This is a genomic window from Actinoplanes cyaneus (genome assembly GCF_016862095.1).
Taxonomy (GTDB): Bacteria; Actinomycetota; Actinomycetes; order Mycobacteriales; family Micromonosporaceae; genus Actinoplanes; species Actinoplanes cyaneus.
Window position 1 is genome coordinate 117,692 of the sequence record NZ_BOMH01000033.1, and the last position, 26,481, is coordinate 144,172.

The 26,481-nt window shown below is 70.1% G+C and carries 27 protein-coding genes; 14 read left to right on the plus strand and 13 right to left on the minus strand.

Going from position 1 to position 26,481, the window contains the following annotated elements:
- Nucleotides 1–173 precede the first annotated feature (173 nt).
- The 4 genes from fliW to Acy02nite_RS21715 are packed head-to-tail and all read right to left on the minus strand — an operon-like array spanning nucleotide 174 to nucleotide 3,522.
- Nucleotides 174–611 carry a flagellar assembly protein FliW gene (gene fliW / locus Acy02nite_RS21700; protein ID WP_203743288.1) on the minus strand — a complete coding sequence of 146 codons (438 nt, stop codon included), beginning with the start codon at nucleotides 609–611 and terminating at the stop codon, nucleotides 174–176.
- 2 nt (nucleotides 612–613) lie between these two features.
- Nucleotides 614–1,588, minus strand: coding sequence for a flagellin N-terminal helical domain-containing protein (locus tag Acy02nite_RS21705; protein ID WP_203743290.1), 975 nt, complete (start codon nucleotides 1,586–1,588; stop codon nucleotides 614–616).
- A 15-nt stretch (nucleotides 1,589–1,603) separates the two neighbouring features.
- Entirely contained in the window at nucleotides 1,604–3,037 is a 1,434-nt protein-coding gene (flgK, locus tag Acy02nite_RS21710; protein WP_203743292.1) for a flagellar hook-associated protein FlgK, read from the minus strand.
- Entirely contained in the window at nucleotides 3,037–3,522 is a 486-nt protein-coding gene (locus Acy02nite_RS21715) for a flagellar protein FlgN (RefSeq protein ID WP_203743294.1), read from the minus strand. The genes flgK and Acy02nite_RS21715 overlap by 1 nt, the downstream gene beginning before the upstream one ends.
- 243 nt (nucleotides 3,523–3,765) lie before the next feature.
- On the opposite strand from Acy02nite_RS21715, the gene Acy02nite_RS21720 reads away from it, so the two are divergent.
- The 14 genes from Acy02nite_RS21720 (at nucleotide 3,766) to Acy02nite_RS21785 (ending at nucleotide 17,262) form a co-directional block, all read left to right on the plus strand.
- Complete coding sequence (locus Acy02nite_RS21720; protein WP_203743296.1) at nucleotides 3,766–5,043, plus strand: flagellin N-terminal helical domain-containing protein; 1,278 nt, start codon at nucleotides 3,766–3,768, stop codon at nucleotides 5,041–5,043.
- Between the two features lie 119 nt (nucleotides 5,044–5,162).
- Complete coding sequence (gene fliD, locus Acy02nite_RS21725) at nucleotides 5,163–6,554, plus strand: flagellar filament capping protein FliD (RefSeq protein ID WP_203743298.1); 1,392 nt, start codon at nucleotides 5,163–5,165, stop codon at nucleotides 6,552–6,554.
- A 52-nt stretch (nucleotides 6,555–6,606) separates the two neighbouring features.
- Entirely contained in the window at nucleotides 6,607–6,987 is a 381-nt protein-coding gene (gene fliS / locus Acy02nite_RS21730; protein ID WP_203743300.1) for a flagellar export chaperone FliS, read from the plus strand.
- 8 nt (nucleotides 6,988–6,995) lie between these two features.
- Nucleotides 6,996–7,316, plus strand: a complete 321-nt coding sequence (locus Acy02nite_RS21735; RefSeq protein WP_203743302.1) for a hypothetical protein — start codon at nucleotides 6,996–6,998, stop codon at nucleotides 7,314–7,316.
- 179 nt (nucleotides 7,317–7,495) lie between these two features.
- Nucleotides 7,496–7,843 (plus strand): flagellar basal body rod protein FlgB, encoded by a 348-nt coding sequence (locus Acy02nite_RS21740; RefSeq protein ID WP_203743304.1) that lies wholly within the window; start codon nucleotides 7,496–7,498, stop codon nucleotides 7,841–7,843.
- 2 nt (nucleotides 7,844–7,845) lie between these two features.
- Nucleotides 7,846–8,238: a flagellar basal body rod protein FlgC gene (locus tag Acy02nite_RS21745; RefSeq protein ID WP_203743306.1), complete on the plus strand. Its 393-nt coding sequence runs from the start codon at nucleotides 7,846–7,848 to the stop codon at nucleotides 8,236–8,238.
- A gap of 2 nt (nucleotides 8,239–8,240) precedes the next feature.
- Nucleotides 8,241–8,591 carry a flagellar hook-basal body complex protein FliE gene (fliE, locus tag Acy02nite_RS21750; RefSeq protein WP_203743308.1) on the plus strand — a complete coding sequence of 117 codons (351 nt, stop codon included), beginning with the start codon at nucleotides 8,241–8,243 and terminating at the stop codon, nucleotides 8,589–8,591.
- A gap of 1 nt (nucleotide 8,592) precedes the next feature.
- Complete coding sequence (gene fliF, locus Acy02nite_RS21755) at nucleotides 8,593–10,212, plus strand: flagellar basal-body MS-ring/collar protein FliF (RefSeq protein ID WP_203743310.1); 1,620 nt, start codon at nucleotides 8,593–8,595, stop codon at nucleotides 10,210–10,212.
- 39 nt (nucleotides 10,213–10,251) lie between these two features.
- Nucleotides 10,252–11,277, plus strand: a complete 1,026-nt coding sequence (gene fliG / locus Acy02nite_RS21760) for a flagellar motor switch protein FliG (protein ID WP_203743312.1) — start codon at nucleotides 10,252–10,254, stop codon at nucleotides 11,275–11,277.
- Nucleotides 11,261–11,929 (plus strand): FliH/SctL family protein, encoded by a 669-nt coding sequence (locus Acy02nite_RS21765; protein ID WP_203743314.1) that lies wholly within the window; start codon nucleotides 11,261–11,263, stop codon nucleotides 11,927–11,929. Before fliG ends, Acy02nite_RS21765 begins: the two co-directional genes overlap by 17 nt.
- The gene (locus Acy02nite_RS21770; protein WP_203743316.1) at nucleotides 11,926–13,233 is read left to right on the plus strand and encodes a FliI/YscN family ATPase; all 1,308 of its coding nucleotides are present in this window, start codon (nucleotides 11,926–11,928) and stop codon (nucleotides 13,231–13,233) included. Before Acy02nite_RS21765 ends, Acy02nite_RS21770 begins: the two co-directional genes overlap by 4 nt.
- A 399-nt stretch (nucleotides 13,234–13,632) precedes the next feature.
- Nucleotides 13,633–14,103, plus strand: a complete 471-nt coding sequence (locus Acy02nite_RS21775) for a flagellar export protein FliJ (protein ID WP_203743318.1) — start codon at nucleotides 13,633–13,635, stop codon at nucleotides 14,101–14,103.
- Between the two features lie 49 nt (nucleotides 14,104–14,152).
- Nucleotides 14,153–15,139: a transglycosylase SLT domain-containing protein gene (locus Acy02nite_RS21780; RefSeq protein ID WP_203743320.1), complete on the plus strand. Its 987-nt coding sequence runs from the start codon at nucleotides 14,153–14,155 to the stop codon at nucleotides 15,137–15,139.
- A 62-nt stretch (nucleotides 15,140–15,201) separates the two neighbouring features.
- On the plus strand, nucleotides 15,202–17,262 hold the full coding sequence (locus Acy02nite_RS21785; RefSeq protein ID WP_203743322.1) for a flagellar hook-length control protein FliK: 2,061 nt from the start codon (nucleotides 15,202–15,204) through the stop codon (nucleotides 17,260–17,262).
- Between the two features lie 75 nt (nucleotides 17,263–17,337).
- Here the strand turns inward: Acy02nite_RS21785 and Acy02nite_RS21790 are convergent, their stop codons facing one another.
- From Acy02nite_RS21790 to Acy02nite_RS21830, 9 genes are all read right to left on the minus strand, one after another.
- Nucleotides 17,338–17,562, minus strand: coding sequence for a hypothetical protein (locus tag Acy02nite_RS21790; RefSeq protein ID WP_203743324.1), 225 nt, complete (start codon nucleotides 17,560–17,562; stop codon nucleotides 17,338–17,340).
- On the minus strand, nucleotides 17,559–19,184 hold the full coding sequence (locus Acy02nite_RS21795) for a hypothetical protein (protein ID WP_239175067.1): 1,626 nt from the start codon (nucleotides 19,182–19,184) through the stop codon (nucleotides 17,559–17,561). Before Acy02nite_RS21795 ends, Acy02nite_RS21790 begins: the two co-directional genes overlap by 4 nt.
- On the minus strand, nucleotides 19,174–21,216 hold the full coding sequence (gene flhA, locus Acy02nite_RS21800) for a flagellar biosynthesis protein FlhA (RefSeq protein ID WP_203743327.1): 2,043 nt from the start codon (nucleotides 21,214–21,216) through the stop codon (nucleotides 19,174–19,176). The genes Acy02nite_RS21795 and flhA overlap by 11 nt, the downstream gene beginning before the upstream one ends.
- A 179-nt stretch (nucleotides 21,217–21,395) precedes the next feature.
- Nucleotides 21,396–22,478, minus strand: a complete 1,083-nt coding sequence (locus tag Acy02nite_RS21805) for an EscU/YscU/HrcU family type III secretion system export apparatus switch protein (protein ID WP_203743329.1) — start codon at nucleotides 22,476–22,478, stop codon at nucleotides 21,396–21,398.
- The gene (locus Acy02nite_RS21810; protein WP_203743331.1) at nucleotides 22,479–23,243 is read right to left on the minus strand and encodes a flagellar biosynthetic protein FliR; all 765 of its coding nucleotides are present in this window, start codon (nucleotides 23,241–23,243) and stop codon (nucleotides 22,479–22,481) included.
- Nucleotides 23,240–24,142, minus strand: coding sequence for a flagellar type III secretion system pore protein FliP (fliP, locus tag Acy02nite_RS21815; RefSeq protein ID WP_203743333.1), 903 nt, complete (start codon nucleotides 24,140–24,142; stop codon nucleotides 23,240–23,242). The genes Acy02nite_RS21810 and fliP overlap by 4 nt, the downstream gene beginning before the upstream one ends.
- 90 nt (nucleotides 24,143–24,232) lie before the next feature.
- Nucleotides 24,233–24,670 (minus strand): flagellar biosynthetic protein FliO, encoded by a 438-nt coding sequence (locus Acy02nite_RS21820; RefSeq protein ID WP_203743335.1) that lies wholly within the window; start codon nucleotides 24,668–24,670, stop codon nucleotides 24,233–24,235.
- An 11-nt stretch (nucleotides 24,671–24,681) separates the two neighbouring features.
- Complete coding sequence (fliN, locus tag Acy02nite_RS21825) at nucleotides 24,682–25,449, minus strand: flagellar motor switch protein FliN (protein WP_203743337.1); 768 nt, start codon at nucleotides 25,447–25,449, stop codon at nucleotides 24,682–24,684.
- The gene (locus Acy02nite_RS21830) at nucleotides 25,446–26,396 is read right to left on the minus strand and encodes a flagellar motor switch protein FliM (protein ID WP_203743339.1); all 951 of its coding nucleotides are present in this window, start codon (nucleotides 26,394–26,396) and stop codon (nucleotides 25,446–25,448) included. Before Acy02nite_RS21830 ends, fliN begins: the two co-directional genes overlap by 4 nt.
- Between the last annotated feature and the right edge of the window lie 85 nt (nucleotides 26,397–26,481).

A 26,481-nucleotide genomic window follows, 5' to 3' on the forward strand; every position in this document is an offset into this window, starting at 1 on the left:
CCTCCAGCCATGGAACGGAAAGCCGGCCATGTAACGAACAGCCGGCCATGGACGAAAGCCGGCCATGGAACCGACAGCATGACAAAGGCGCGGTCGCTGGGAATCGCGACCGCGCCTTTGAGGGTCATTCACGACCCGGCCTGGGCCGTCGTCGAAAACCCTCGGCCGGAGTTTCAGAACGCCCGGTTCATGATTGCCCGGACCGGATAGCCGGACCCGGTCAGGACCGTCTGCATCGCCCGCATGCTGTCCCGGTCGACCACGATCGGGGCGAGGAGGTTCGCGGTGGTCTCCTCCTCGCTCGCCGTGATGACGGCCAGCAGCAGCAGACGGTCCGGGTCCTTGGTGTTCAGCGCGGCGAACACCGCCTCGTCGATCTCCGGCGCGTACTCCGGGAAGAACGGCTCCGGCGGCGCCACCAGGAAGCGCAGCTCCGGGTTGTCGATCGAGGTCAGGGCGTAGAGCAGACCGTCGTCGTTCAGTCGCACCAGGACAAATTCCCTGTGCGACGGGAACCCGGGCATGGGCGTCGCCATCGAGATGGTCGGCAGGCCCAGCGACGGGTCGGTCATGGTGGCCTCGATCGGTCGGGACATGGTGCGAGTAGTCATGGTCACCTCAGGAAATCGATGAGCGAGGGCTGGATCACCTTGGCCGTGGCGGCCAGGGCGGCCTGATACGAGGTCTGCTGGAGCTGCAATTCCATGATCGCCTTGGGCAGGTCGACATCCTCGATATCGGACAGCTGCGACGACACGGACATCAAGCGATCCTCAGCGGACTGCTTCATCTGCGTAACCCGATTGTATCGGGCACCTACGTCCGAAAGAGTGGATTTCACGAGATCAGACGCTTTGTCAAGATTGGTCAGCCCCGTGTTCAAAGCGTCGGCATCGCCGGACTTCATCGCGGCGATGACGTCGTCCAGAACATGGAAGAGCTGGGCCGGATTGCGTACCTTGTTTGCGGCGTCGACGGGGTTGCCGGCGGCGTCGACGAAGCCACCGTCGTCGTCGACGAGGTAGTCAGAGCCGAACGCCTCGGAGCCACGGACATCGACTCTGACCTTCGCGTTCGGCCCGATGGCCCGTAACGTCTCGCCGGCGCCCTCGCCGATGTACTGCCCGGTGCTGTCGTAGGCCGACGAGTCCGGGGTGGAGCCGCCGAAGACGGGGCGGTCCAGATACTTCGAGTTGGCGAACTGGACCAGGTTGGCCTTGATCTGCTCGAGCTCGGCGGCCCGGGCCTTGTTCGCCTCGGGGGTGCCGCCTCCGCCGGTGCTGGCCGCCTCCAGCACGAGGTTACGGGCCACCGTCGTCAGCTCCTGCGTGTGCTGCAGGTTGTCCTGGACGACGCCGAGCCGGCCCGCGGCGTCGTCAGCGTTCGTCGAGTACTTCTTGTTCGCGCGCACCTCCCCACGCAGTTGCAGGGCGGTGACGGTGCCGGTCGGTGAGTCCGACGGGCGGGTGAGCTGCTTCCCGCTGGAGATCTGGTCCTGCGCCTTCTGCGCCGCGCCGAGATTGCGCTGCAGGCTGGCCATGGTGCGGGTGCGCACACTGCTCTGGGTGATTCTGGGACTGCTGGACATGTGGGAACCCCTCGACTATCGGCCGACCATGCCGGTCCGGTTGATCAGCTGGTCGAGCATCGAGTCGATGGTGGTGAGGACCCGGGACGCCGCTTCGTATCCGCGCTGGTAGGTGAGCAGGTTCGTCATCTCCTCGTCGAGGTTCACCCCGGACTCGGCGTCCCGCGCCGCGTCCACCTGGTCGGTCACCGCGTTCTGCACGTCGCGCCGGCGGATCGCGGACTGCGCCGAGACCCCGAGCTCACCGATCATCGACTGGTACTCGGCGTCCGCGTCGGTCTTCGAGTCGGCCAGATCGGAGATCCGGTCGGCGATGTTGCCGTCCAGCACCTTCGGGGTGCCGGTCGGGTTGCCGCTGGAGATCTGCAGCTTGGCCGGATCGGTGACGGCGACCCGGATCTGGGCGGCGGTCACGTTCGCCGTGGAGCTGTTGTCGTTGCGGATGAAGAACGGCTTCCCGGTGGTGCCGTCGGTCGCGTACCCGCCGCTGTAGGCGGTGTTCACCGAGTCGGCGAGCTTCTGCGCGATCGTGTTCAGCCGGGTCGTGACGCTGTCCAGGGTGCCGCCCTTGGCGAGCAGCTCCATCGAGGCGCCCATCGTGCCGCCCGCGCCGACCGCCGCCTTGGTGTCCTTCCAGCGCAGGTTGACCTCGCTGCTGGCCAGATCCTCCAGCCGGGTGGCGCCGCCCGGCTCGATCTCGATCGACCGGGTGGCGAAACCGCTGACCAGCGGCGCGCTGCCGACGAAGACGTTGATCGCGCCGTTCTCCGCCTCGGTGGCGCTCGCCCCCACCAGCTCGGAGAGCTTGAGGATCTGCTGCGCCCGCTGGTCCTGCAGCTCGTTGGCCTGCAAACCGGACTGGGTGGCGATCACGATCTGGTTGTTCAGCTTGGCCACCGCGTCAGCCGCCTTGTTGACGTCGTCGACGTAGGTGTCCAGGCCGGTCCGCGCCGCCTTGTACTGATTGTTGAGCGCCGAGGCCGCGTCGTTGAGCGTCGAGGCGACCGTGGTGGCCTGCTCGAGCACCGCCGACTTGCCGGCCAGCTGGTCGGGGTTGGTGGTGATCGCGTTCCACCCATCCCACATGTCCGCGAGCCGGCCCTGCAGGGCGGTGTCGCTCGGCTCGGCGAACACATCCTCGATCAGGTTGTACGACCCGGCCCGCGCATTGTGGTACGCCGAGCTCGCGTGCTCGGTGTAACTGCGCTGGTCCATCGCCGCGTTGCGCAGCCGGTCCACGGAGGAGACGACTACGCCGTTGCCGACCGCGGTGGTGGTGGCGTACACGCCGGGCACCAGGTTGGCGTTCTGCGATTGCATCGTCACGCGCTGCCGGGTGTATCCCTCGGTGTTCGCGTTCGCGATGTTCTGGCCGCTGACCTCCAAGCCGCGCCGCTGCGCGTACAGGGAGGTCAGTGCGGTGTTGAGTCCACTGAAAGTGCTGCCCATCAGATCGCCTCATCAACGAGGGTGGGGCGGCGCACGCCGCCGGTGACGGTCTGGCCCTGCGGCCCGTACGTTTCCACACTCTCCGCGAAGACGAGCATGGTTTCGCGAGCCGCGCGTTGACCCGCGGTGAGCAGGTCGCGATTGACGTCGGCCAGGGCCCGGATCTCCGACGTCAAGAGCAGGAACGCCTTACGGTGCTGGTGCAACAGGTCCGACCAGGGATCGGGGGCCGCGTCGGCGAGCTCGCCGAGCGAGGCTTCCGGGTCGATGCCGAGCTCGGCGGCGACCTCCTGCGCGTAGGCGGCACGGATGACCTCGGTCTGGCGGATCTGATCGAGCACCACCTCCACCTCCCGGGTGGCGTGGCTGAGCCAGCGCGATCGGTTGGCCGCGAGAAGCAACTGCTCCTCCTCAAGCTTGAACAGCAGCATCTCCAGCAGCTCGCGAGAGCGCCACAGGACGCTGGCCAGGTCGGTCAGGCTCACCCGGTCCTCCGTCGTTCCGCTCGTCGGGCTGCACCCCGTTGGCAACCCGCTCATTCGGACAGGTCGGCATGTTCGCAGTGCCGCTGAGTGGTTTCCCCCAATCGGCATTTATCCGGTAAGCCGGAAAAGGCCGAAGAATTCTCGGAGAATCCTCAGGGCCTTCCGGCGGACAGCCGAAGGGAAAGAGGCAACACCGGCTCATGGATGGGCCGCTCAAGACCCCAGTCAAGGAGGAATCACCCAATGGGTCTTCGCATCAACCAGAACATCGCCGCGCAGAACGCCTACCGGAACCTCTCGGTCACGGACGGCCAGATGCAGAAGTCGCTGGAGAAGCTGTCCAGCGGTTTCCGGATCAACCGGGCGGCGGACGACGCGGCCGGCCTCTCGATCTCCGAGGGCCTGCGGTCGCAGACCGGCGGCCTCAAGGTCGCCGTGCGCAACACCCAGGACGGCGTCAGCGTCGCGCAGACCGCTGAAGGTTCGCTCAACGAGGTCACCTCGATCCTGCAGCGTATGCGTGACCTCGCCGTGCAGACGTCGAACGCCGGTTCGATGGACTCCGACGCCAAGGGCGCCGCCAACAAGGAGATGGACCAGCTCAACCAGGAGCTGGACCGGATCGGTGGCACCACGTCGTTCGGCAAGGCGAAGCTGCTGGACGGCTCGTTCGGCTCCACGTCGAAGTCGACCGGCACCGCGGCCCTCGACAAGAACGCCACGACCGCCCTGACCGCGGCGTCTCCCGCGGGCCCCTTCAACGGGGCAACCAGTTTCAAGATCACCCAGCTGGACGGCACCGACCTGACCACCGCCGGAGCCGGCGGCACGGATGCGTCGATCACGGTCAGCGTCGGGGCCCTCGCTCCGGGCTCCAGCGCCCAGGACATCGCGAAGGCCGTCAACGACGGGATCTCGACGGCCCTCAAGGCCAAGGGTTACCAGGGCAACGAGGTCCAGATGTCGGCCAGCACCGACTCCTCGTCGAACTCGACGTTCAGCATGTCCGGCGTCGGCGCCTTCCAGGCCACCGACGTCGCCGGCGGCGGGCTCGCCGCGCTGAAGCTCGGCGCGACCGCCGGCACGATCGCCAGCACCGACGTGTCCGCGGTCAGCGGTGGGAACACCGGCCGGTTCCAGGTCGGCGCCAACGCCAACGCCAACGAGCGGATCGGCGTCTCCATCGGTGCGATCGACTCGAAGACGCTCGGGACCGCGGCCCTGAACCTGACCACCAGCAGTGGGCCGGGCGACGCCATCACCGCGATCGACAAGGCCATCAAGTCGGTCTCGGACACCCGGGCGAACCTCGGTGCCGTCCAGAACCGCTTCGAGCACACCATCAACAACCTGAACGTCGCGGTGGAGAACCTCTCCGCCTCCGAGTCCCGGATCCGCGACACCGACATGGCCCAGGAGATGGTCTCCTTCACCCGGAACCAGATCCTCACCCAGGCCGGCACCTCGATGCTGTCCCAGGCCAACCAGTCGGCGCAGGGCGTTCTCTCCCTGCTCCGCTAACCGAACTGATACCGACAGCAACTGAATCGGTCGCCTGAACGGCCGAAGAGGTAGGGGTAGCCGGCAGAAACAGTCGGCTACCCCGTTCCTTTTACCCCCTCCACCGAAAGGGTGCGAACGTGAGCAGCTCAGTTGACGGCCTTGTCAGCGGCATGAGTACGTCCAGCATCATCACCCAGCTCATGAAGGTGGAGGCGGCGCCGCAGGACCGACTCAAGACCAAGGTCAAGACCGCACAGACGACCGTTGCCTCGTACCAGTCGGTGAACAGCAAGCTCGCCGCGCTCAAGACCGCCGGAAGCACGCTCGGCGACCTGGCGACCTGGCGGTCGATCAAGGCGACCTCCAGCTCCACCTCGGTCACGGCGACCGCGACCAGCAGCCTCACCAGCGCGGCCGGCTCCACCACCTTCGACGTGATCTCGACCGCGGCGGCCCAGGTCACGACCACCGAGTATCCGGCCGGCAGCACCGACATCACCGACGGCAGCGGCACCCTCACCGTGACGGTCGGCTCGGGCAACCCGGTGACCGTGAACGTGACCGACAAGACGCCCGCCGGCATCGCCGCCGCCATCAACAGCACCAGTGGCGTCGGGGTCCGGGCCGGTGTCGTGACGACCGCCTCCGGCGACAGCATCCTGCAGCTCACCAGCAGCAAACCGGGTGTCGCGAACACCTTCACGGTCGACGGCCTCAGCGGCACCAGCAACGTGGTCACCGCCGCCACCGACGCGAAGATCCGGGTCGGCTCGCTGGTGGACCCGTCGGACCCGAGCAGCGGTCTGACCCCCGGCAGCTACGAGGTCACCAACAGCAGCAACACCTTCACCAACCTGCTCAGTGGCGTCAGCATCACGGTCACCAAGCCGGAGACGGGCGTGACCATCAACGCCCAGTCCGACGTGGCCGGGATCGCGGACAAGATGCAGGCGCTCGTCGACGCCGCCAACAGCGTGCTGACCGAGGTGAAGGCGCAGACCGCCTACGACGCGAACGCCAAGAAAGGCTCCCCGCTCACCGGCGACTTCATGGTCCGCAACATCTCGCAGACCATCCTGGGGTCGGTCAGCAGCGGCCTGGCGTACGACAACCCGGACTACGTCAAGCCCACCAACCCGAACGACCCGGTGGAGACCGCGGACAACCCGCTGAAGATCGCCTTCGGCAGCATGGCCAAGCTCGGCATCCAGCTCGACAGCACGGGCAAGCTGACGTTCGACTCCGCCAAGTTCACCGCTGCCTACAACGAGGACCCGGCCGCGATCAAGAAGGCCGGCGTCGGCCTCGGCGACAACTTCGAGGCCATGGCCAAGAAGCAGTCGGACACGGTCACCGCTGTCGTCACCGGCCGCAGCAACGAGATCGACAACCTGAACAACCAGATCAGCAACTGGGACACCCGGCTCAGCGCTCGGAAGCTGGCGTTGCAGAAGCAGTACACGGATCTGGAGACCGCCCTCGGAAAACTCAAGAACCAGTCCAGCTGGCTGTCCGGACAGCTCGGCTAGTCATGACGTCGCTCGCCCGTTGATCGCCATCCCACACTTTCCGAGGAGCCTTATGACCACGCCGAACCTTCGCGACCGGTACCTGCAGGACTCGATCAACACCGCCTCGCCCGCCAAGCTGCTGATCATGCTGTACGACCGGCTGATCCTCGATCTCACGCACAGCGAGGAGGCTCTCCGGAAGGACGACCGCGAGCTGGCGCACGAGAAGATCAGCCACGCTCAGGAGATCGTCCTGGAGCTGCGGGTCACGCTCAACCTCGAGGCCTGGGAAGGCGCTCCGGGCCTGGCCAACCTGTACGGCTTCATCCTGACCGAGCTGATCGGGGCGAACATCACCCGCGACCCGGACCGGGTGGCCGGCTGCCGCAAGCTGCTGGAGCCGCTGCGCGACGCGTGGCGCGAGGCAGCCGTCGCCGGCGCGCAGGGCTGAGCTCCGCCATGACACAGGACTGGCGGGGCGCCTGGACCGCGGCGCTGGACGAGCTGGAGATGGACGTCGCGACGATCGAGGCGATGCTCGCCGACGAGCATCGCCACGCCGAGACGCCCCCGGCCGACATCTGGAAACCGCCGACCGAGCTCGGCGCGCTGCCGCTGGAGCTCAAGCCGCGGGCCGACGAGATCCTCACCCGCCAGCTGGCCGCAGCCGAGGAGATCGCCCGGCGGCTGACCGCGAACCGTCAGCAGACGGCGATGACGGCCCGGATCGAAACCGGCGAAGCGGTCAAACGCCCGGTGTATCTGGATTGCGCCATGTAGCACCACGAACGTCCCGGATCCTCGCCCGAGGGTCCGGGACGTTTTCGTGTGCAACCTCGCAGCAACCGTCTGACGCTCAGCGAATCACCGGTCACGCCGAAATGCATGGTACGAGCACGGATTGCTCACCGAACTGCCACGGAACGGCGACCAGAGGGGACCGATCAGGGAGCTGCGAAGTGTTCGACGACCTTTCCACCGCCGCGCTGCGCGTCGCTGTCACCGGCCTGTCGGCCCGGCAGAACGCCATTGCCAACAACATCGCGAACGTCGAGACCCCGGGCTTCCGTGCCCGTAAGGTCAAGTTCGAGGAGGCTCTTCAGGGCGCGGTCGCGCGCGGCCAGTCGCCGCTGGGCATCGCCCCGAGCACGAGCGAGTCGCTGGAGCCCACCCGGCTCAACGGCAACAACGTCAACCTCGACGAGGAGACGCTGTCGCACATCGACACCACGATGCGCTACCAGCTCACCCTCCGGGCCATCGACAGCAAGTACGGCCTGCTGCGCGACGCCATCAAGGGAGCCTGAGGATGAGCATCTTCAACGCCATCGGTGTCGCGGGCACCGGAGTCACCGTCTACCGCAAGTGGCTCGACGCGGTCTCCGACAACATCGCGAACATGAACAACACCAGCCGTACGTCCGAGAACGCGTTCCAGGCCCGCTACGTGCAGGCCCGGGCCGCGCAGGACGGCAACGGCGCCGAGGTCGCCGGCATCCAGCTCGGCAGCGCCGAGGGGATCGTGACGCACGACCCGGACAACCCCCTCGCCGACGCGCAGGGCAACGTCCGCCGGCCGGACATCGACATGGGTAGCCAGATGGCCCAGATGATGATGGCCCAGCGCTCGTACCAGGCAAGTCTGTCGGTCGTCGACCGGGCGCGGGATGCCTATGCCGCCGCCATCAACCTCGGGAAGTAGTCATGAGCCCGATCAGCCCCATCGGGGGCATCTCCGGTTTCAGCGGGATCAACGGCCTCTCCGGCGTGTCCGGGCTGTCCAAGATCGCCGACTCGCTCGACTTCGACGAGGCCGCCAAGACGGCGAGCCCCAACACCGACTTCGCCCGGATGCTCTCCAAAGGACTGGAGAGCGTGCAGGCGTCCCAGGACAAGGCGAGCGACCTGGCCGTCCAGGTCGCGAACGGGACGCTGCAGGACCCGGCGCAGTACACGATGGCCGCGAACGAGGCGTCCCTCGGACTTCAGATGACTCTTGCCGTTCGCAACAAGGCTGTCGAAGCCTTCCAAGAGATCATGAGGATGCAGGCCTGACATGACTGACCGCCTTCCCGCACCGGTACGCCGCATAACGGACACCTTCAAGTCCTTCACGCCGGGACAGAAGGCTGTCACGATTTTCGCCATCGTCGCCATCGTCGTCGGGGGGTACTTCTTCGCGACGTGGGCGGCAAAGCCGTCGTACGCCATCCTTTTCAACAACCTGTCGACGAAGGACGCCAGTGCCATCGTCGAGTCGCTGCAGAAGTCGAACACCTCGTATGAGCTGGCGAACGAGGGCCAGACCATCATGGTGCCGCGCGACCAGGTGAACGCCCTGCGACTGCAGCTCTCCGGCGAGGGCCTGCCCAACGACGAGGGCACCGGTTACTCGCTGCTGGACCAGCAGGGCATCACCACCAGCGACTTCATGCAGCACGCCAACTACCAGCGGGCCCTCGAAGGGGAGCTCGCCAAGACCATCAAGTCGATCGAGGGCGTCGAGGCCGCCACCGTGCACCTCGTGCTCCCGCAGAAGGACGTGTTCGCCGACAACGCCACCAAGCCGACCGCGTCGGTGCTGGTCGCGTCCAAGTCGACCCGCCCGCTCGACGGCGACCAGGTGCAGGCCATCGTGCACCTGGTCGCCTCCAGCGTCGAAGGCCTCGACCCGACCCAGGTCACTGTCGCCGGCGCCGACGGCAAGATCCTCTCCACCGGCGGGGGCGCGTCGATCGCGACCGGCGGGGACAGCGGCTCCGAGGCGCAGACCGTCGAGTTCCAGAACCGGATGAACGCCGCGCTGCAGACCATGCTGGACCGGCTCGTCGGCTCCGGGCACTCGGTCGTCACCACGACCGCCGACCTGGACTTCGACGCGACCGAGACGCGTACCAAGACGTACAGCTCAGATCCGTCCCTGCCCTCACTGTCCGAGACCTCCAGCTCCGAGACCTACAGCGGCAGCGGCGGGAACAACGGCGGCGTGCTCGGCCCGGACAACATCCAGGTGCCCAGCGGCGCCGGCTCGAACGGGCAGTACGCCAACAAGAACGACGCCCGGCAGAACGCCCTCAACGAGACCCAGGAGGTACGCCGGAAGGCGCCCGGCAGCATCCGGCGGCTGAACGTGGCGGTCCTGCTGGACAGCACCGTCGCCGCCTCGATCGACCCGACCCAGGTGCAGCAGCTGGTCAGCTCCGCGGCCGGCATCGACTCCACCCGGGGCGACACCATCGCGGTCAGCGCCATGCCGTTCGACACCTCGGCGCAGCAGGCGGCCAAGGACGAGCTGGCCGCGGCGGCCGCGGCGGAGAAGCAGAACAAGCAGCTGACGCTCGTCAAGACGGGGGCGCTGGCCTTCGTCGTACTGGCGCTGATCTTCCTCGCCTGGCGGGCCAGCCGCCGGGCCAAGCGGCGCCAGCAGCTCACCGCCGAGGAGAAGGCGCACCTGGAGGAGATGCAGGCGGCGCTGGACGCGCAGCGCCAGGCCGAGCTGGAGGCCACCCAGGCCATGCACGCGGCGGCGATGATCGAGGGCGGGGTCACCGTGGAGGAGCACGACGAGGCTCGCGAGGAACGGCACCGCGAGATCGAGGAGATGGTCAAGGAGAAGCCGGACGAGATGGCCACCCTGCTGCGCGGCTGGATGTCCGCCGACGCGACGCACCACTGACACCCCCAAAGGCAAGAAAGACGGTTCTAGGAGTACGCGTTGACCACACCCGCGCTCACCACGCTCAACATGACGGGCGTTCGTAAAGCCGCGATCATGCTGATCCAGTTCGGCAGGGAACAATCCGCGCAGGTGCTGGCGAACATGTCGGAGAAGGAGGTCGAGGCGCTCTCCGCGGAAGTCGCGCGGCTGGGCAAACTCGACCCCGTTCAGGTCGACGACGTGATGGACGAGTTCTACGCCATGGCGACCACCCGGTTCGCCGGGTCGGGCGGCATGGACTACGCCCGGGAGCTGCTGGAGGCGTCGCTCGGCAAGGAGCGGGCGGCGCTGATCCTCGACCGGCTCGAAGCGTCGATGAACGACATCCCGTTCAACTTCCTGAGCAACGCGGACCCGCGGCAACTCCTCTCCTACGTGCAGTACGAGCACCCGCAGACGATCGCGCTGGTGCTCGCCCACATCCCGGCCGGCCTGGCCTCGTCGATCCTGGCGGGCCTGCCGCTGGAGGTGCAGACCGAGGTGGCGCACCGCATCGCGATCATGGACCGCACCTCGCCGGACATCATCCGCCAGGTGGAGAGCGCGCTGCAGCGCAAGCTGTCCAGCGTGCTCCAGCCCGACGAGCTCTCCACGGTCGGCGGCCTCGCGCCCCTGGTCGAGATCATCAACCGGGCCGACCGCACCACCGAGCGACTCATCCTGGAAGCGCTGGACGCCCGCAGCCCGGAGCTGGCCGAGGAGATCCGCCGCCGGATGTTCATGTTCGAGGACATCATCAACCTGGAGGACCGCGCGGTGCAGCTCATCCTGCGCCAGGTGGAGCCGGCCGATCTGGCCACCGCCCTCAAGGGCGTCCCGGAGAACGTGCGGGACAAGGTCACCAAGAACCTGTCCGAACGCGGCCGGGAGAACCTGCTCGAGGAGATGGACCTGCTCGGCCCGGTCAAGGTCAAGATGGTCGAGGAGTCCCAGGCCAAGATCGTCAGCGTCATCCGCACCCTGGAGGACTCCGGCCAGATCGAGATCCAGCGCGGTGGCGAGGCCGATGAGCTCATCGCCTGACAGCCCGGTCCTGCGCGGCGTGACCGCCCAGAACGTCGCCGCCGCCCAGTTCGCCACCGACCTGCGGCTGCCCGAGCCGGGCAATCCGAAGGTCCTCGAGGAAGAACGGATGGCGGCCCGGACCACCGGCTACGCCGAGGGCTGGGCCCAGGGCAAACGCGACGCCGTGGCGGCCGCCGAGGAGGCCGCCGCCCGTGCGCACGCCGCCGAGGAACACCACGAGCAGCGCCGGTCGGCCGCCCTGGCGCACGCCGTCAACGCGCTCGGCCGGGCCGTCACCGAGCTGGAGAACCAGCTCATGCCCACCTTCACCGAGCTGCAGGAGCTCGTGCTGGCCAGCGCGTTCGAGCTGGCCGAGGGGATCGTCGGGCGCACCCTGCTCGACGATCCGGAACGCGGCCGGGACGCGCTGCGCCGGGCGATGACCGCCGCCCCCGAACACGGCAACGTGGTGGTCCGGTTGCACCCCGAGGACTACGCCAACCTGGTCGGCGACAGCGACGGCGTCTTCGACTACCAGGGCCGCCGGATCAGCCTGGTCGCCGACCCGTCCCTGCACCCCGGCGACGCGACGGCCGAGACCGGCACCGCGACCGTCGACGCGACCATCGAGGCGGCCATCGCCCGAGCCCGGGAGGCGCTGCGGATATGACCGACGTCTTCCAGCACCGCATGCGGGCCGCCGTGGCCGCGGCCCGGCCCACGGTCTCCGGCCGGGTCACCGGCGCGGTCGGCCTGCGAGTCACCGTCAGCGGGCTGGAGGCACGCGTCGGCGAGCTGCTGCAGATCGGCAGCGGGCCCGACGCGGTGCTCGCCGAGGTGGCGGCGCTCGACGGTCAGCAGCTCAACTGCCTGCCGCTGGGCCCGATCGCCGGGATCGGCGCCGGCACCCCGGCCGTGAGCACGGGCGGGCCGCTGCGCATCTCCGTCGGCCCGGACCTGCGCGGACGCATCCTCGACGGCCTCGGCCGCCCGATGGACGGCGGCCCGCCGCTGCGCGGTGAACTGGTCGGGATCGAGCAGGCGCCGCCCTCGGCGATGGAACGGCAACTCGTCGACAAGCCGATGTCCCTGGGCGTACGCGTCCTGGACACGCTCGTCCCGTGCGGCCGCGGCCAGCGCATCGGCATCTTCGCCGGCTCCGGCGTCGGCAAGTCCACCCTGATGAGCATGATCACCCGCGGCACCTCGGCCGAGCTGAACGTGGTCGCGCTGGTCGGCGAGCGCGGCCGTGAGGTCCGCGAGTTCATCGAGCACGACCTCGGCCCGGAAGGCCTGGCCCGCTCGGTCGTGGTGATCGCCACCTCGGACACGCCGCCGCTGGTCCGCCTGCGGGCCGGCTCGGTCGCCACCCGGATCGCCGAGTACTACCGCGACGAGGGCGCCGACGTCCTGCTCATGATGGACAGCGTGACGCGCGCCGCGATGGCCCAGCGCGAGGTCGGCCTCTCGGTCGGCGAGCCACCCGCCACCCGCGGCTATCCCCCGTCCGTCTTCGCCATGCTGGCCAGCCTGCTGGAACGCGCCGGGCCGGGCGCACGCGGCAGCATCACCGGCCTCTACACGGTCCTGGTCGAGGGCGACGACCACAACGAGCCGATCGCCGACGCGGCCCGCTCGATCCTCGACGGCCACATCGTCCTGGACCGCAAACTGGCCACGGCCGGACACTTCCCCAGCATTCAGGCGCTCGACTCGATCTCCCGCGTGGCCAACAAGATCACGTCGCGGGAGCAGCGCGCGGACGCCACCGAGCTGCGCCGCCTGATGGCCGCCCATCGCGAGGTCCGTGAGCTGGTCGAGATCGGCGCCTACGCGCCCGGCACGAACCCGGAGGCCGACCGGGCCAATGCGGCCTGGCCGCAGATCAGCGCCTTCCTCCGCCAGGACCTCGACGAACGGGTCACGGCCGATGACGCCTGGGCTGCGCTGCGGGCATTGCTCGCCACCACCTGACCGCTTCCGGTCACTACCGACAGAGATCTGCCCGTACGGCGACGAGTCGCCCGCCACTCGCCTCGTCCCGTACCGATCCCGCGCGGCCCCGCTGCCGCTCCGGACAGCAGCGCGCCGCGACGTCCCGGCTGGCCCTGAGGGGTGTTTCGAGAGCGGGAAGGACCCCGGAAAGCCAGCCGGGACCGCGACACCCGCCGGAACCCGGCCACCCCAGCCGTCGCAGGGGACAGTCACGGCGTACTGGTGGAAAGGCGACATGAGGGCGTCGCGGGCCGGGCAGGGAACACGGCGGGCGTCGCGAGGTGCGCGGTCGTTGCGGGTTGGGTGCAGGGGCTCAGCGGATCCGGCCGGAGGCCGAAGCGGGAAGGTGAGGGCCCGTCGCCCCGCTAGGAGGCCAACGTGAACCGCATCTTCCGTCTCACTCCGGTGCTGCGTGCGCGTAAGGCGCAGGAGGACGCCGCCCGTGGGGAGGTGATCCAGTCGCGGCAGGAGATCCGGGAAGCGCAGGCCCTGGTGAAGCGCCGGCAGCTGGACCTGGTCGGGCAGGACGCCCCGTCCGAGGGCTCGGCCCGGGCGATGGTGGCCGCCCTGGTGGCGCGGCAGTCGCTGGCGGCCGGGGTGTTCGGCGCGCAGCGGATGGTGAACGACGCCGAGGAGGTCGAGCGGGAGAAGATGGCCGCGCTCACCGACGCCGCGAAGCGCAGACGCGCCGTGGAGATGCTCTCCGAGCGGCACGCCGACATGGTCAAGGCCCACGATCTGCGCACCGACCAGGCCAACCTCGACGAGTTGGCGGTCACCTCGAAGGCACGGAATGCCGCCCGTGGCGTGGAGACGCCGAGTTCGGACGAGAACGGGAGGGATGCATGAGCGAGGGTGCGGGCTCATGGCGACGGTGGCATGCGACGGAGGTGACGGTATGAGCTTCGGGGTCAGCGGCGTGATGTCGCGCATCTCCGAGTTGCAAGAACAGCTCGGCCTCACCCCGCCGCCGCCCACCGCCGGCACCGGCGCGTCGGGTGACAAGTTCGCGTCGGCGCTCGCCAAGGCCACCGGTTCACCGCGGACCCCCGGAACGCCCGCCGGGCCGAGCGGCGGCGACGTGGTGAGCGCGGCCCGCAAGTACCTGGGCACGCCGTACGTCTTCGGCGGCACCGACCCGAAGAAGGGGCTGGACTGCTCCGGCCTGGTCCAGCAGGTGTACGAGGACCTGGGCGTGAAGCTGCCGCGCAACTCGTGGCAGCAGGCGACCGCGGGCCGCCCGGTGGCGAGCCTGGGCGACGCGAAGCCGGGTGACGTGCTGGCGTTCGGCTCGCCCGTGCACCACGTGGCCATCTACATCGGCGACAACAAGATGATCGCCGCGCCGAAGCCGGGCGACCACGTGAAGGTCGAGTCGGTCTACGAGAAGCCGAGCACGATCCGGCGGATCATCGACAACGTGCCGGCGGCCGCGGTGCAGGACATGTCGGCGTTGCGCCCGGCCGGGCTGCGTGGGGCGGTCGCGGGCGGCGGGCTGACCGGGGTGCCGTACGCGGATCTGTTCCTGAAGGCCGGCGCGAAGCACGGCGTGGACCCGAAGCTGCTGGCCGCCGTCGCGAAGGTCGAGTCCGGGTACAACCCGAAGGCGGTCAGCCCGGCCGGCGCGCGGGGAATGATGCAGCTCATGCCGGGTACCGCGAAGGGGCTCGGGGTGGACGACCCGTTCAACCCGGAGCAGGCCGTCGACGGCGCCGCGAGGATGTTGAAGGGCCTGCTGAAGGAGTTCAAGTCGATGCCGCTGGCGCTCGCCGCGTACAACGCGGGCGGTGGCGCGGTGCACAAGTACGGCGGCATCCCGCCGTTCCGCGAGACACAGGCATACGTGCCGAAGGTGCAGAAGGCGCTGGCCGCGCTGGGCGGCTGAACCGTTCCCGGTGTCCTTTTCGAGTTCTGTGTCCGTTTCGAATGCTGAGGAGTCGCATCATCATGCCGAGTTCCGTGACAGGCCCGGAGCACCGGCCCGCGACCGAGATCGGCCGCCGGCCGGCCGCGCGGCGCGAGGACGGGGCGGACTTCGGTTCGGCGCTCTCCGCCGAACTGGACCGTGACGACCAGGACGAGGTGGCCGAGCACGCCGCCGGCCTGCGCGCTGCGAACCGGGCCGCCGACCTGCGGGCCGCGGCGGACCGGGCCCTGGCGGACCGGCCCGGCACGAGCCGGGCCGGCCTGGGACGGGCAGACCTGGACCGGGCCCAGTTGGACCGGGCCGGCCTGGAACGGGCGAAGCTGGACCGGGCGAAGCTGGACCGGACGACCGGCGACCGGGAAGAACTGGATCGCGCCGCCGGCAACCGGGAGGCCGGCGACCGGCTGGCCGACCGGCGAGCCTCGAGCCGGAACGCGGCCGACCGCGCCGCCACCGAACGCGCATCCGTCAGCCGGGCCGCGGCGGACCGGGCATCCGCGGAACGGGCCGCAGCCGAACGCGCATCCGTCAGCCGGGGCGCGGCCGGGCGCGTGGATACCGCCGGTCGCGCGGGCGCCGCCGGCCGCGCCGTGAGCGACCGGGCCGCACGCGCCGCAGAGGAGCGAGCCGCCCGGGCCGCCGAGGACCGGGACGACGAGCCCGGCGCCGCCGACGAGCGGGACACCGGCGCGACGAGACCGGCACACGGCCAGGACCGTGCGGCCACGCACCGCGCCAGGGCCAAGCCGGCCGGCGCCCGGACCGAGTCCACCTCCACCGACGAGACCGCGGCGGCCGAGGCCACGGGCCGGGCCGGGGGAGCGCAGCAGAGCGGCGAGCAGCAGACCACCGATCAGCAGACCGTCACCGTCGCGACCGCTCAACCACTGGTCGCGCAGGCCGTGCCGGTCGCCATGACGGAGGCCGCCGCGCCGGCCGCCGAGACCAGCGGTGGCGCCACCTCGATCGGCGCCGTCACGGACGTGGCCGCCGCCGCCGGGCCGAACGCCGCGGCCGCCGCTGACCCGCAGGCTGCGGCGGCACCGGCCGCGACGCGTCCCGCGACCGGATCGACCGATCCGGCCCAGGCGGCCGGCCCGGCACAGCCCGCCCAGGCCACCGGCACGGGCCCGGCGACCGGCGCTCCGGGCGTTCCCGGCGCTCCGGGCGTTCCCGGCACACCCGCGGCCGGCGCCGCCACCGGACAGACGGGTCCGGTTCAGCCCGGCGCCGCGCCGACCGGCACCGCGGCCGCCGCCACCGTGGTCACCGCCACCCCGGCCCGGCCGGCCTGGGCCTCCCCGGCCCGGGCCACCACGGAGACCCCTGAAGCGCAGACCACCGTCGCCGCACCCACGGATGCCGCCGCGCAGCCGGTCCCGGCGGCGGACGCTCCGGCCCCGGGCGCGGATCAGCCCGGGGACGGTTCCGGGCAACAGGCAGGGGCAGATTCGTCCCGTACGCCGGAGAACGTCCCTGACGCCGCCGCCGCACCGCCCACCGTGCCCACCGCGATCCCCGCGGCCCAGCCCACTGCCGACGGCGGGCTCCCGCCCGGCGTGGCGGTGCCCGGCGTGACCGGCCCGCAGGCAGCCGCACCGGCCGCACCGGCTGCCCCGGTCACCGAGGCAGGGGCGAACAGCACCCCGGTCCCGACCGGTCCGCCGGCCGAGCAGATCGCGATGCGGATCGCCCCGCTGCGGCTCGACGCGGACGGCGTGCACCGGCTCACCGTCAACCTGCACCCGGTCGACCTCGGTCCGGTCCAGGTGGTCGCGGAGATCCGCAACGGCGACATCACCGTGCAGCTCACGGGCGGAACGGAGGCCGGCACCGACGCGCTCCGCCAGGGGCTCGACGACCTGCGGCGAGAGTTGCAGGAGTCCGGGTTCGGGAACTGTTCGCTGGACCTGCGTCAGGGTTCGGGACAGCAGGACCAGGCTCGGCAGCCGTTCGGGGCGGCCGGCGGCGGGCGGCGCGGCGGTGGAGACAACGCGGGCCGCGAGGACGGCCTGCCGGCCGAGCCGGCCCCGGTGACGACCCGCCGGGTCAGCCCCGGCCGCTTCGACACCCACGCCTAAGACCTCGGCGCCGGCCCTGTTCAGGGCCGGCGCCGGAGCACTGGCAGCTCTTCCCCAAGGCACCAGTGCGAGGTCCTACTCGTTCAGCGGCTTCGGATCCACCGGCGTCGCCGGTGTCTCCTCGGTGACCCCGTAACCGGAGGTCACGAACCGGAAAGCGGTCAGCAGGACCGCCGCGATCGGCACCGCGATCAGGAACCGGATCAGCACCTGGGTCAGCGCGAGCTGGTCGAAGAGCAGGCGATACCACGCCGGCAGGCTGATCAGCAGCGCGAAGACCAGGACCGACGGTCGGATCATCGCCGGCTGGTACGCGTGGCCCGGCGCGGTGAGGCGGCGGCCGGCATCACCTCGGCGGCGATCCGGGCACAGAGCATCGCAGCCCAGGCGTGCGGTGTGGCCGGCTTACCGTCCAGCGAGAAGATCGGCACGTCCAGCCCGAGCACCGAGGCCGGGTCCGCGGTGAGCTCCACGCTGTGCACCACGAGCGCCTCCACCTCACCGAGATTGCGCAGGTGGCGGGCGGTGTCCGCGGTCTTGCGGGTGGCGTCGACGACGGCCCAGAGCGCGGTGGCGCCGAGCGCGTCGCACATCTCGTTGACCCAGAACTCGTCGGTGCCGCCGACCGGCGCGTCGATCACCACGATCCACGGGTGGTCCGAGGTCTGCAGCTTGTCGGCGCGGGACTCGGCCGCTCCCGGGCTGGAGATCAGCCGGGACGAGTGCAGCCCGGTGCCGGCCGTGGACGGCGCCGCGAGCAGCAGGTGCGTCTGGTCCACGTGGATCTGTTCGAGCAGCTGCTTGGCGATCGGCACCGCGGTGTGCACCTCGCCGGCGATCACCAGGATCTCGCCGGGTCCGTCCGGGATGCCGGGTGCGGCCGGGCGGGAGGCGAGGACGCTGAGCACGCCCGCGTACGTGTCCCCACCGGTGATCTGCCGCGCCATCTCCTCGGGCATCCCGACCCTCATCAGGTTGGTCTGCACCGGGTCGAGGTCGCCCGTCCGGGCGCGGACCGGCGCCGGTTTGGGCGCGGGCGCCGGTGGCGCGGCGGCCGCCGGCGCCGGGGCCGGCTCATCGTCCGGGAGGCCGTAGACCTCGGCGGCGGACCGGATCGGGCCGGACGGCGCGGCGGTCTGGAACGCGGCCCGCGGCGGCGCCGCGCTGGGCTCGGCGGTCCGGATCGGAGCTGCCTGCGGGTTGTGCTGGACGACCCGGCGAGTGTGCGGAGCGGTCTCCTCCGGCACCAGCGAGACCGGCGCCGGCGAGACCGGCCGCGGGTTCGACGCGACCGGTGCCGGTGACACCGGGGTGGGCGTGACCCGCCCGGCGGCCGGTGAGACCGGTGAGCCCGGTGGTGCCCCCCGTCCCGGCCGCCCGGGCAGGGCCGCCGGCAGGCTGGGCCGTCCCCCGCCGTTGACCGGCGAGTCGGTCGCGGTCGCCGGGGTGAACGGGCGCACCTCGGGGTCGGCGGGCTGCCGGACCCGATGCCCGGAACGGGTCGCCTCGCCGAGATGGCTGGCCACGTCCAGGCCGGCCATCAGCTCGGCGAAGGCCGCTCCGGTGTCCCCGATGCCGGCGTCCCGGCTCTCCGGCCGGCCCAGTGCGGGCGGGGAGCCCGCTTTCGGCGCCGACGGCCGGGCGACCGGCTGTTCGGCGTTGAACCGGTCCCGGGACTCGGCCTGTTCGAGCAGTCGTTCCAGGGTGTTGGCGCCGTTCTCGGCCACCGTCTGTCGCGCCATGTCCTCACTGTCTTCCTGTGCATCCGGTACCTCGACGGAGAGCTCGTAGTGCTGCTTCGCGAAGAAGCCTCCGATGCCACCGCTGCGTACCTTGTCGGCGGAAACTATCCGGACGCGCGAGCCGTACTCGTCACGTACCTGAGCCAGTAACGGCTCGATGGCCGGTCCCTCAAGCAGCACCCGCGTAGGCACCGTTCACCACCCCTATCGTCTCGATCTGTGCGGTGGAACCAGAGATCTCGCTGTACGACAGCACCTGCACCCGGCGTGAACCGGCTCGCAGAAGTCGCATCAGCGGCAACCGCAGCTGTGGCGAGCAGGCCAGGACCGGGTTGAGGCCCTGCTGCTCGGCGGCCTCGGCGAGCCGGCTGGCCTCACTGACGATCGCCTCGGCACGCATGCCGTCGATCGCCATGAAGGCGCCGGTCTCGCTGGGCCGGAGTGACTCGAGCAGGCTCTGCTCGAGCATCGGGTCGAGTGTGATCACGGTGAGCCGGCCGGCGGTCGCGTACTGCGCGGCGATGGCCGGGCCCAGCGCGCTCCGGGCGGCCTCGACCAGGCCGTCGTGATCCTGGGAGAGCTTGGCCCGCAACGACAGCGCCTCGAAGATCCGGACCAGGTCGCGGATCGGGACGCCCTCGTCGAGCATCGACTGCAGCACCTTCTGGATCTGCCCGAGGCTGAGCAGCCCCGGGGTCAGTTCCTCGACCACGACCGGATGGGTGCGCTTGACCATGTCGGCCAGGGCGCGGACGTCCTCGCGGCCGAGCAGTCGGCTGGCGTTGTTGCGGACCACCTCGGCCAGGTGCGTGATGATCACCGACGCCCGGTCGACGACCGTCGCGCCGGAGAGCTCGGCCTGGTAGTGCAACTCGGCCGGGACCCACTTGCCGGCCAGGCCGAAGACCGGTTCGACGCCGGCCCGCCCGGGCAGCGCCTGCAGGCCTTCGCCGATCGCCAGGACGGTGCCCGGCGGCGCCTGGCCGCTCCCGGCGTCGGTGCCGGAGATCCGGATCGCGTACGACGACAACGGCAGATCCAGGTCGTCGCGGGTGCGCACCGGCGGCATGATGACGCCCAGTTCCATGGCCATCTTGCGGCGCAGCGCGCGGACCCGGTCGAGCAGGTCTCCGCTGCTGGCGTCGACGAGGTCGACCAGGTCCGGCGCGAGGGCAAGCTCCAGCGGGTCGATGCGCATCTCGCCGAGCAGCGACTCGGGCGAGTCCGGGGAGGGCATCTCGACCGCCTCGGCGACCGGTGCGGTCTCCTCCGGAACCTTGTCCTTGACCCGCTGGGCGATCGCCAGGACGGTCGCGCCGACCAGCAGGAACGGCACCTTGGGCAGGCCCGGGATGACGCAGAGCGCGAGGGCCGCGGCGCCACCGATGCGCAGCGCCAGCTTGTTCTGGCTGAGCTGCGAGGTGACGCTCTCGCCCATGTCTCCGGAGGTGGCCGAGCGGGTCACGATCAGACCGGTGGCGACCGAGAGCAGCAGCGCCGGCACCTGGGAGACCAGGCCGTCGCCGATGCTCAGCATGCTGTACTGGTTCATCGCGTCGGCGGGTGCCATGCCGTGCTGCAGGATGCCGACCGCGAAGCCGCCGATCAGGTTGATCAGCGTGATGATGATGGCCGCGATGGCGTCGCCCTTGACGAACTTGGAGCCACCGTCCATCGCGCCGTAGAACTCGGCCTCGGCCGCCACCTCGGCGCGGCGCTTCTTCGCCCCGGCCTCGTCGATCAGGCCGGCGTTGAGGTCGGCGTCGATCGCCATCTGCTTGCCGGGCATCGCGTCGAGGGTGAACCGGGCGCCGACCTCGGCGACCCGCTCGGCGCCCTTGGTCACGACGATCAGCTGGACGATGACCAGGATCGAGAAGATCACCAGGCCGATGACCAGGTTGCCACCGACGACGAAGCTGCCGAACGCGTGGATGACCTTGCCGGCGTCACCGTCGCGCAGCACCAGGCGGGTCGCGCTGATGTTGAGTGCCAGCCGGAACAGCGTCATCACCAGCAGCAGCGCCGGGAAGACCGCGAAGTCGAGCGGCTTGTCCACGAACATGCTGATCAGCAGCACCAGCAGGGCGACCGTGATGTTCATGGCGATGAACAGGTCGAGCAGGAAGGTCGGCAGCGGGACGACCATCATGATGATGATGCCGATGACCCCGATGGGTACGGCGAGTTTGCTGAGGTTCCGGCCTTTCACGACACCTCCGCTCGGCGTTCCGTCGCCGTCACTGGGACCCCTGTGGCACCGCCACGCCCCGATCTTCCCTGCTCATAGCCCGCGATGTGAGTAAATCTCCCGAATCTTCGGTTACGTCATGGCGGAACTGGGGCTGCTGTGAAAGGTGGGGCTCGTGCGGTTCAAAACGGCCCCACCGGTCACACCGGGGCCGGGTTGGGGCTGCGGTGCAGACCGGCCGCCGACCCGCGCGCCTTCAGGCTCATGACGAACGCGAGCACCCGCGCCACCGTGCCGAAGAACTCGGCCGGGATCTCCTGGCCGACCTCGCAGCCCGAGTTCAGCGCCCGGGCCAGCGCCACGTCCTGCACCATCGGCACCCGGTTGTCGGTCGCCAGCTCGCGGATCTTGGCGGCCAGCGGGCCCTTGCCCTTGGCGACCACCCGCGGTGCGCCCTTCTCCGGCTCGTACCGCAGTGCGACCGCGACGTGCGTCGGGTTGACCACCACCACGTCCGCGGTCGGCACGTCGGCCATCTGCCGGTTCCGGGCCATGGCCATCTGCCGGGCCCGGATCTGTGCCTTGATCAGCGGGTCGCCCTCGGTGTTCTTGTTCTCCTGCTTGACCTCCTCCTTGGTCATCCGCAGCTGCTTCTGGGTGCGCCGGCGCACCACCATGTAGTCCGCACCGGCCATCGCGATGCCGGCGACCGCGGCCGCCCGGATCAGGGCGAGCACCGCGTCGGTGACGATGGCGAGCAGCGCGGTGATCGGCAGGCGGCCGGCCGCCATCAGCTGCGGCACGATGTCCTTGAGCGTCATGTAGAGGACCGCGCCCAGCACCACCGTCTTGAACAGCGACTTGGTGAGCTCCCAGAGCGCGTGCGGGCCGACGATCTTCTTGAGGCCGGCGAACGGGTTGAGCCGGTTGAACTTCGGGACGAAGAGCTTGGTGGCGACCCGGATGCCGCCCTGCGCGCCGGCCGCCGCGATGCCCACCGCCATCAGGGTGAACGCCAGCGGCGCCACCGCCCACGCGGCGCCGAACAGGCCCTCCTTGAACAGGGCCAGGGTCTTGGACGGATCCGGGTTCTGGATGACGTCCGGGATCTTGTCGATCAGCTCCTCGGCGTGCTTCATCGCCTGCTTGAGAGTGCGGGGCAGCAGCACGCTCGCGGCGAGCATGCCGAACCAGGCGCCCAGATCCGGCGTACGCCCGATCTGGCCTTCCTGTTTTGCTTTCTTGAGCCTTTGCTGTGTCGGTTGCTCGGTCTTCTCTGACACCTAGCCACCACCGAGGCGCACCACCGCGGTGACCGCCCGCTCGACCAGGGCGTGCAGGATGCCCGGGAGCATCGAGATGGCCAGACCGGCGAGGGTGACCACGAGGAAGATCTTGATCGGGAAACCGAGCTGGAACGCGTTCAACGCCGGCGCGACCCGGTTGAGCAGGCCGAGTGCCACGTCGGCGAGGAACAGCACGCAGATCAGCGGCCCGGCGATCTGCAGCGCGGACAGGAACATCTCGCCGATCCCGCTGACCAGCAGCCGGCTGAACGTCTCGAAGGAGAACGTGCTGTCCAGCGGCATGGTGCGGAAACTCTGCAGGAAGCCGCGCAGGATCAGCTGATGCCCGTCGCTGGCGAAGAGCAGGGTGATCGCGACCAGGTTGTAGAACCGCCCGAAGATCGAGGCCTGGCTGTACCCCATCGGGTCGTACGCGGTCGCCAGCTGGAACCCGCCGAACAGGTCGAGCAGGTCACCGGCGGCCTGCAGCGCGGCGAACAGCAGCGCGGTGATGAACCCCAGGCCGACCCCGACGAAGATCTGCATGGCGACGCTGACGAGCAGCGCCGAGGTCTCCAGCGACGGCAGGGTGTCCCGCAGGTACGGCGCCATCGGCAGCGCCAGCCCCACCGACAGCAGCGCTTTGACCTGTGCCGGGATGAGCCGCGAGTTGAACGGCGGGCAGATCGCCATCCACGCGCCGGCCCGGCAGGCACCCAGCAGGATGGCCAGCAGCTCGGCGATCGGGATGTCGGCGTTCATGTCCGGTACGAGCCGACCAGCGCCGTGATGATCAGCCCCCAGCCGTTGACCAGGACGAACAGCAGCAGTTTGAAGGGCAGCGAGATGGTCACCGGGGGCAGCATCATCATGCCCAGCGACATCAGGGACGCCGAGACGACCAGGTCGATGATCAGGAACGGGATGAAGATGACGAACCCGATGATGAACGCGGCCCGCAGCTCGGAGAGCACGAACGCGGGCACCAGGGTGGTCAGCGGCACCGCGTCCCGGTTCGCCGGCTGCGGCGCGCCGGACACCTTGATCAGCAGGCCCAGCTCGTCCTCCCGGGTGGTCCTCCACATGAAGTCGCGCAGCGGTTTGATGCCGTCGTCGAACGCCTGCGACTGCGTCTTGTCGCCCTTCAGGTAGGGCTGCACCCCGAGGTCGTTCATCTGCGAGACGGTCGGGCCCATGATGAAGAGGCTGATGAACAGCGCCAGCCCGGCGACCACCTGGTTCGGCGGCAGCGTGGTCAGGCCCAGCGCGTTGCGGGTCATCCCGAGGACCATGAAGACCTTGGTGAAACACGTGCAGAGCAGCAGCAGCGCGGGCGCCACCGACAGCAGCGTCAGCCCGAGAACGATCACCAGGCTGGACGCCGGGCGGCTGCCGTCCGGGTTGGTCCCGTTGATGTTGAGGTTGATGCTCGGCGGTGACGTCCGCGGCGCCCGCGGCACCAGTCGCGGTGCTTGCGGCAGCTGTTTCGCCACCGGGTTCGCCGGCGCCCGCGGCGCTTGCCGCGGTACGGCCGCGGGCGCGCGAGCCACCACGTCGACCACCTGTGGCCCGGGCTGCGGAGCGGGCGCCGCCCCGGCCGGAGCGGGCAGGGCGAGCGCCAGTCCGGCAGCCGCCATGAGCAGGAGCATCGCGCGTCTCATCGGAATCCGCCTCGCTCTGTCCTCGCGGCCCTCGCCGGTGGGGTCGCCCACCGGCGCGGGATGGCGCCGTTCGGTGCAGTCGCTCATGGCCTATCGCCTCGTCGTGCGCTCACGCAGGAACTCGATGGTCGAGGTCCAGGTCTTGGGCGAGAGGATCGAGCCGTGGCTCGCCGGTCCCGCCGGCGCCGCCGGGTGCCGTCCCGGCAGGACCGTGTCGTCCTGCCGGAGCACCTCGTCCGGCTCGAGCACCAGGTGGTCCCGGTGCTCGTGCGGTTCCGGCGAGAACACCTCGAGCTCGGCCTCGCCCAGGTAACTGATCTGTTGGTCGGTGACCCCGAGGACCATCGCCCGGTCGGCCACCCGGACCACTGCCACCGCCGCGCCGCGGCTGAGCTGCTGGCGGTTGAGCACCGCCAGATGGCCGTGATGGCTCTTGCCGAACGGGCGCCGCATCGCCCGGGCCAGTCCCCACATCATCAGCAGCACGATGAACAGGGAGAAGCCGACCTGCAGGAGGAGCCGGAACAACGTCGTGACTCCTACTCGGCGCCGGGCGAGACGATCTCGGTGATCCGGATGCCGAAGTTCTCGTCGACCACGACCACCTCGCCGCGGGCGATCAACCGCCCGTTGACCAGCAGGTCCGCGGGGCTGCCGGCGGCCCGGTCCAGCTCGACGATCGCGCCCGGGGTCAGCGAGAGCAGCTCCCGCACGCTCATCCGGGTCCGGCCCAGCTCGGCGGAGACCTCCATCTCCACGTCGTGCAGCATGTCCAGGCCGCCGCGCCGCCCCACCGCAGCGGCCTCGGAGCGCTGGGCCACGCCACCACCGCCGGTCGCGGCCACCAGCAACGGGTCCTCACCGGGCCAGGGGCTCAGGGCGAGGGCGAGCACCGCGCGTACCGCCTCGCCGTCCCGGAGCGGGATGGCGACCGAGCCCTCCTTCGCCGCCAGCGCGCTCAACGCCACCTGCGGCTCCATCACCTGGCCGGGGTCGAGCACCACCGGCCCGAAGATCCGTGACGCGGCCTCCAGAGCGGGCCGGACGGCAGCGGTCAGATCCAGCTCGCCGAGCGGGCTCTCCTTCAGCGCGTCCGCGAGGTCCTGGCCGACCACCACGACCACCTCGCCGCTGGCCGCGCCGCTGAAACGCGCCGTGACCGCCTGGCCCTCGATCACGGTCCCCGCGTCGGGGACCTGCGGATCGCCGATGACCAGGGCTTGGCTGGTCGGCAGGACGGCCAGCGCCGCGTCGGCGGCCTGCCGCGCGAGGGACAGCTGGGGCGCGGTGATGGTGGGGGCGGTCATGAGCGGCCAGACTCCTTGGACGAGTTCTCGTTGGGCGGCGGCACGACGAGACAGGCGAGCCGGGCGCCCTGATTGCCGGGAACGGCATGCGCGAACACGATCTCGTTCACGGTCACCTCGAGCGGCCGGCTGGTCAGATGCCCCAGCGGCACGACGTCACCCGGACGTAGATCCACGATGTCATCGGTACGCATCCGAATGGGCTGGAATCGCACAGCCACGTCGATCGGAGCGGCGGAAAGTCCGGCCGTGAGGTTGCGCAGCGCCTTGTCCTTGGCCTGCCGCTCGGCCGCGCTGAGCACGATCGTCTCGGTGCGCGACAGCACCGGCAGGATGGTGTTGAACGGCAGGCAGATCGTGGCGATGCACTCCTCGGCGCCGATCTTGGTCTCGAACGAGGCCACCACGACCGCGTCGCCGGGCGCGTGCGCGCGCAGGAACTGCGCGTTGTACTCGATCTCCTTGAGGTGCGGCGTGATGTCGACCAGGCTCTCGAAGCCGTACCGCAGCTCGCCGAGCATCCGCTCGATCAGGCCGCGCAGCAGCGGCATCTCCACCTCGGTCAGCGGCCGCTCCGGCTGGGAGCCGCCGGGGCCACCGAGCATGTGGTCGATCGCGGTCATCACGGCCGACTGGGCGATCTCGATCAGCACCGTGCCGGGCAGCGGATCCAGGGTGACCACCCCGATGATCGTGGGGTTGGCCAGCGAGGCCACGTACTCGTCGTAGTTCAGTTGCTCGATCGAGATCAGCGAGACGTTGCTGACCGCGCGCAGGCGGGTGGTCAGCAACGTGCCACAGCTGCGGGCGTACGTCTCGAAGGCGATCTGCAAGGTGCGGACGTGCTCACGGGAGAGCTTGATCGGGCGGCGGAAGTCGTACGCCGTCGGCCCTCCGCCACTGCCACGGCGCGAAATCTTGCCCGGGGTGCGTGCGGTGGTGGTCACGTCGTCCTGATCGGCGGACTTCGCGAACCGCTGAGTCCTGAGCCCGCTTTATCCCCGTAATACACGGATGGGCGGGTCTCCCGGA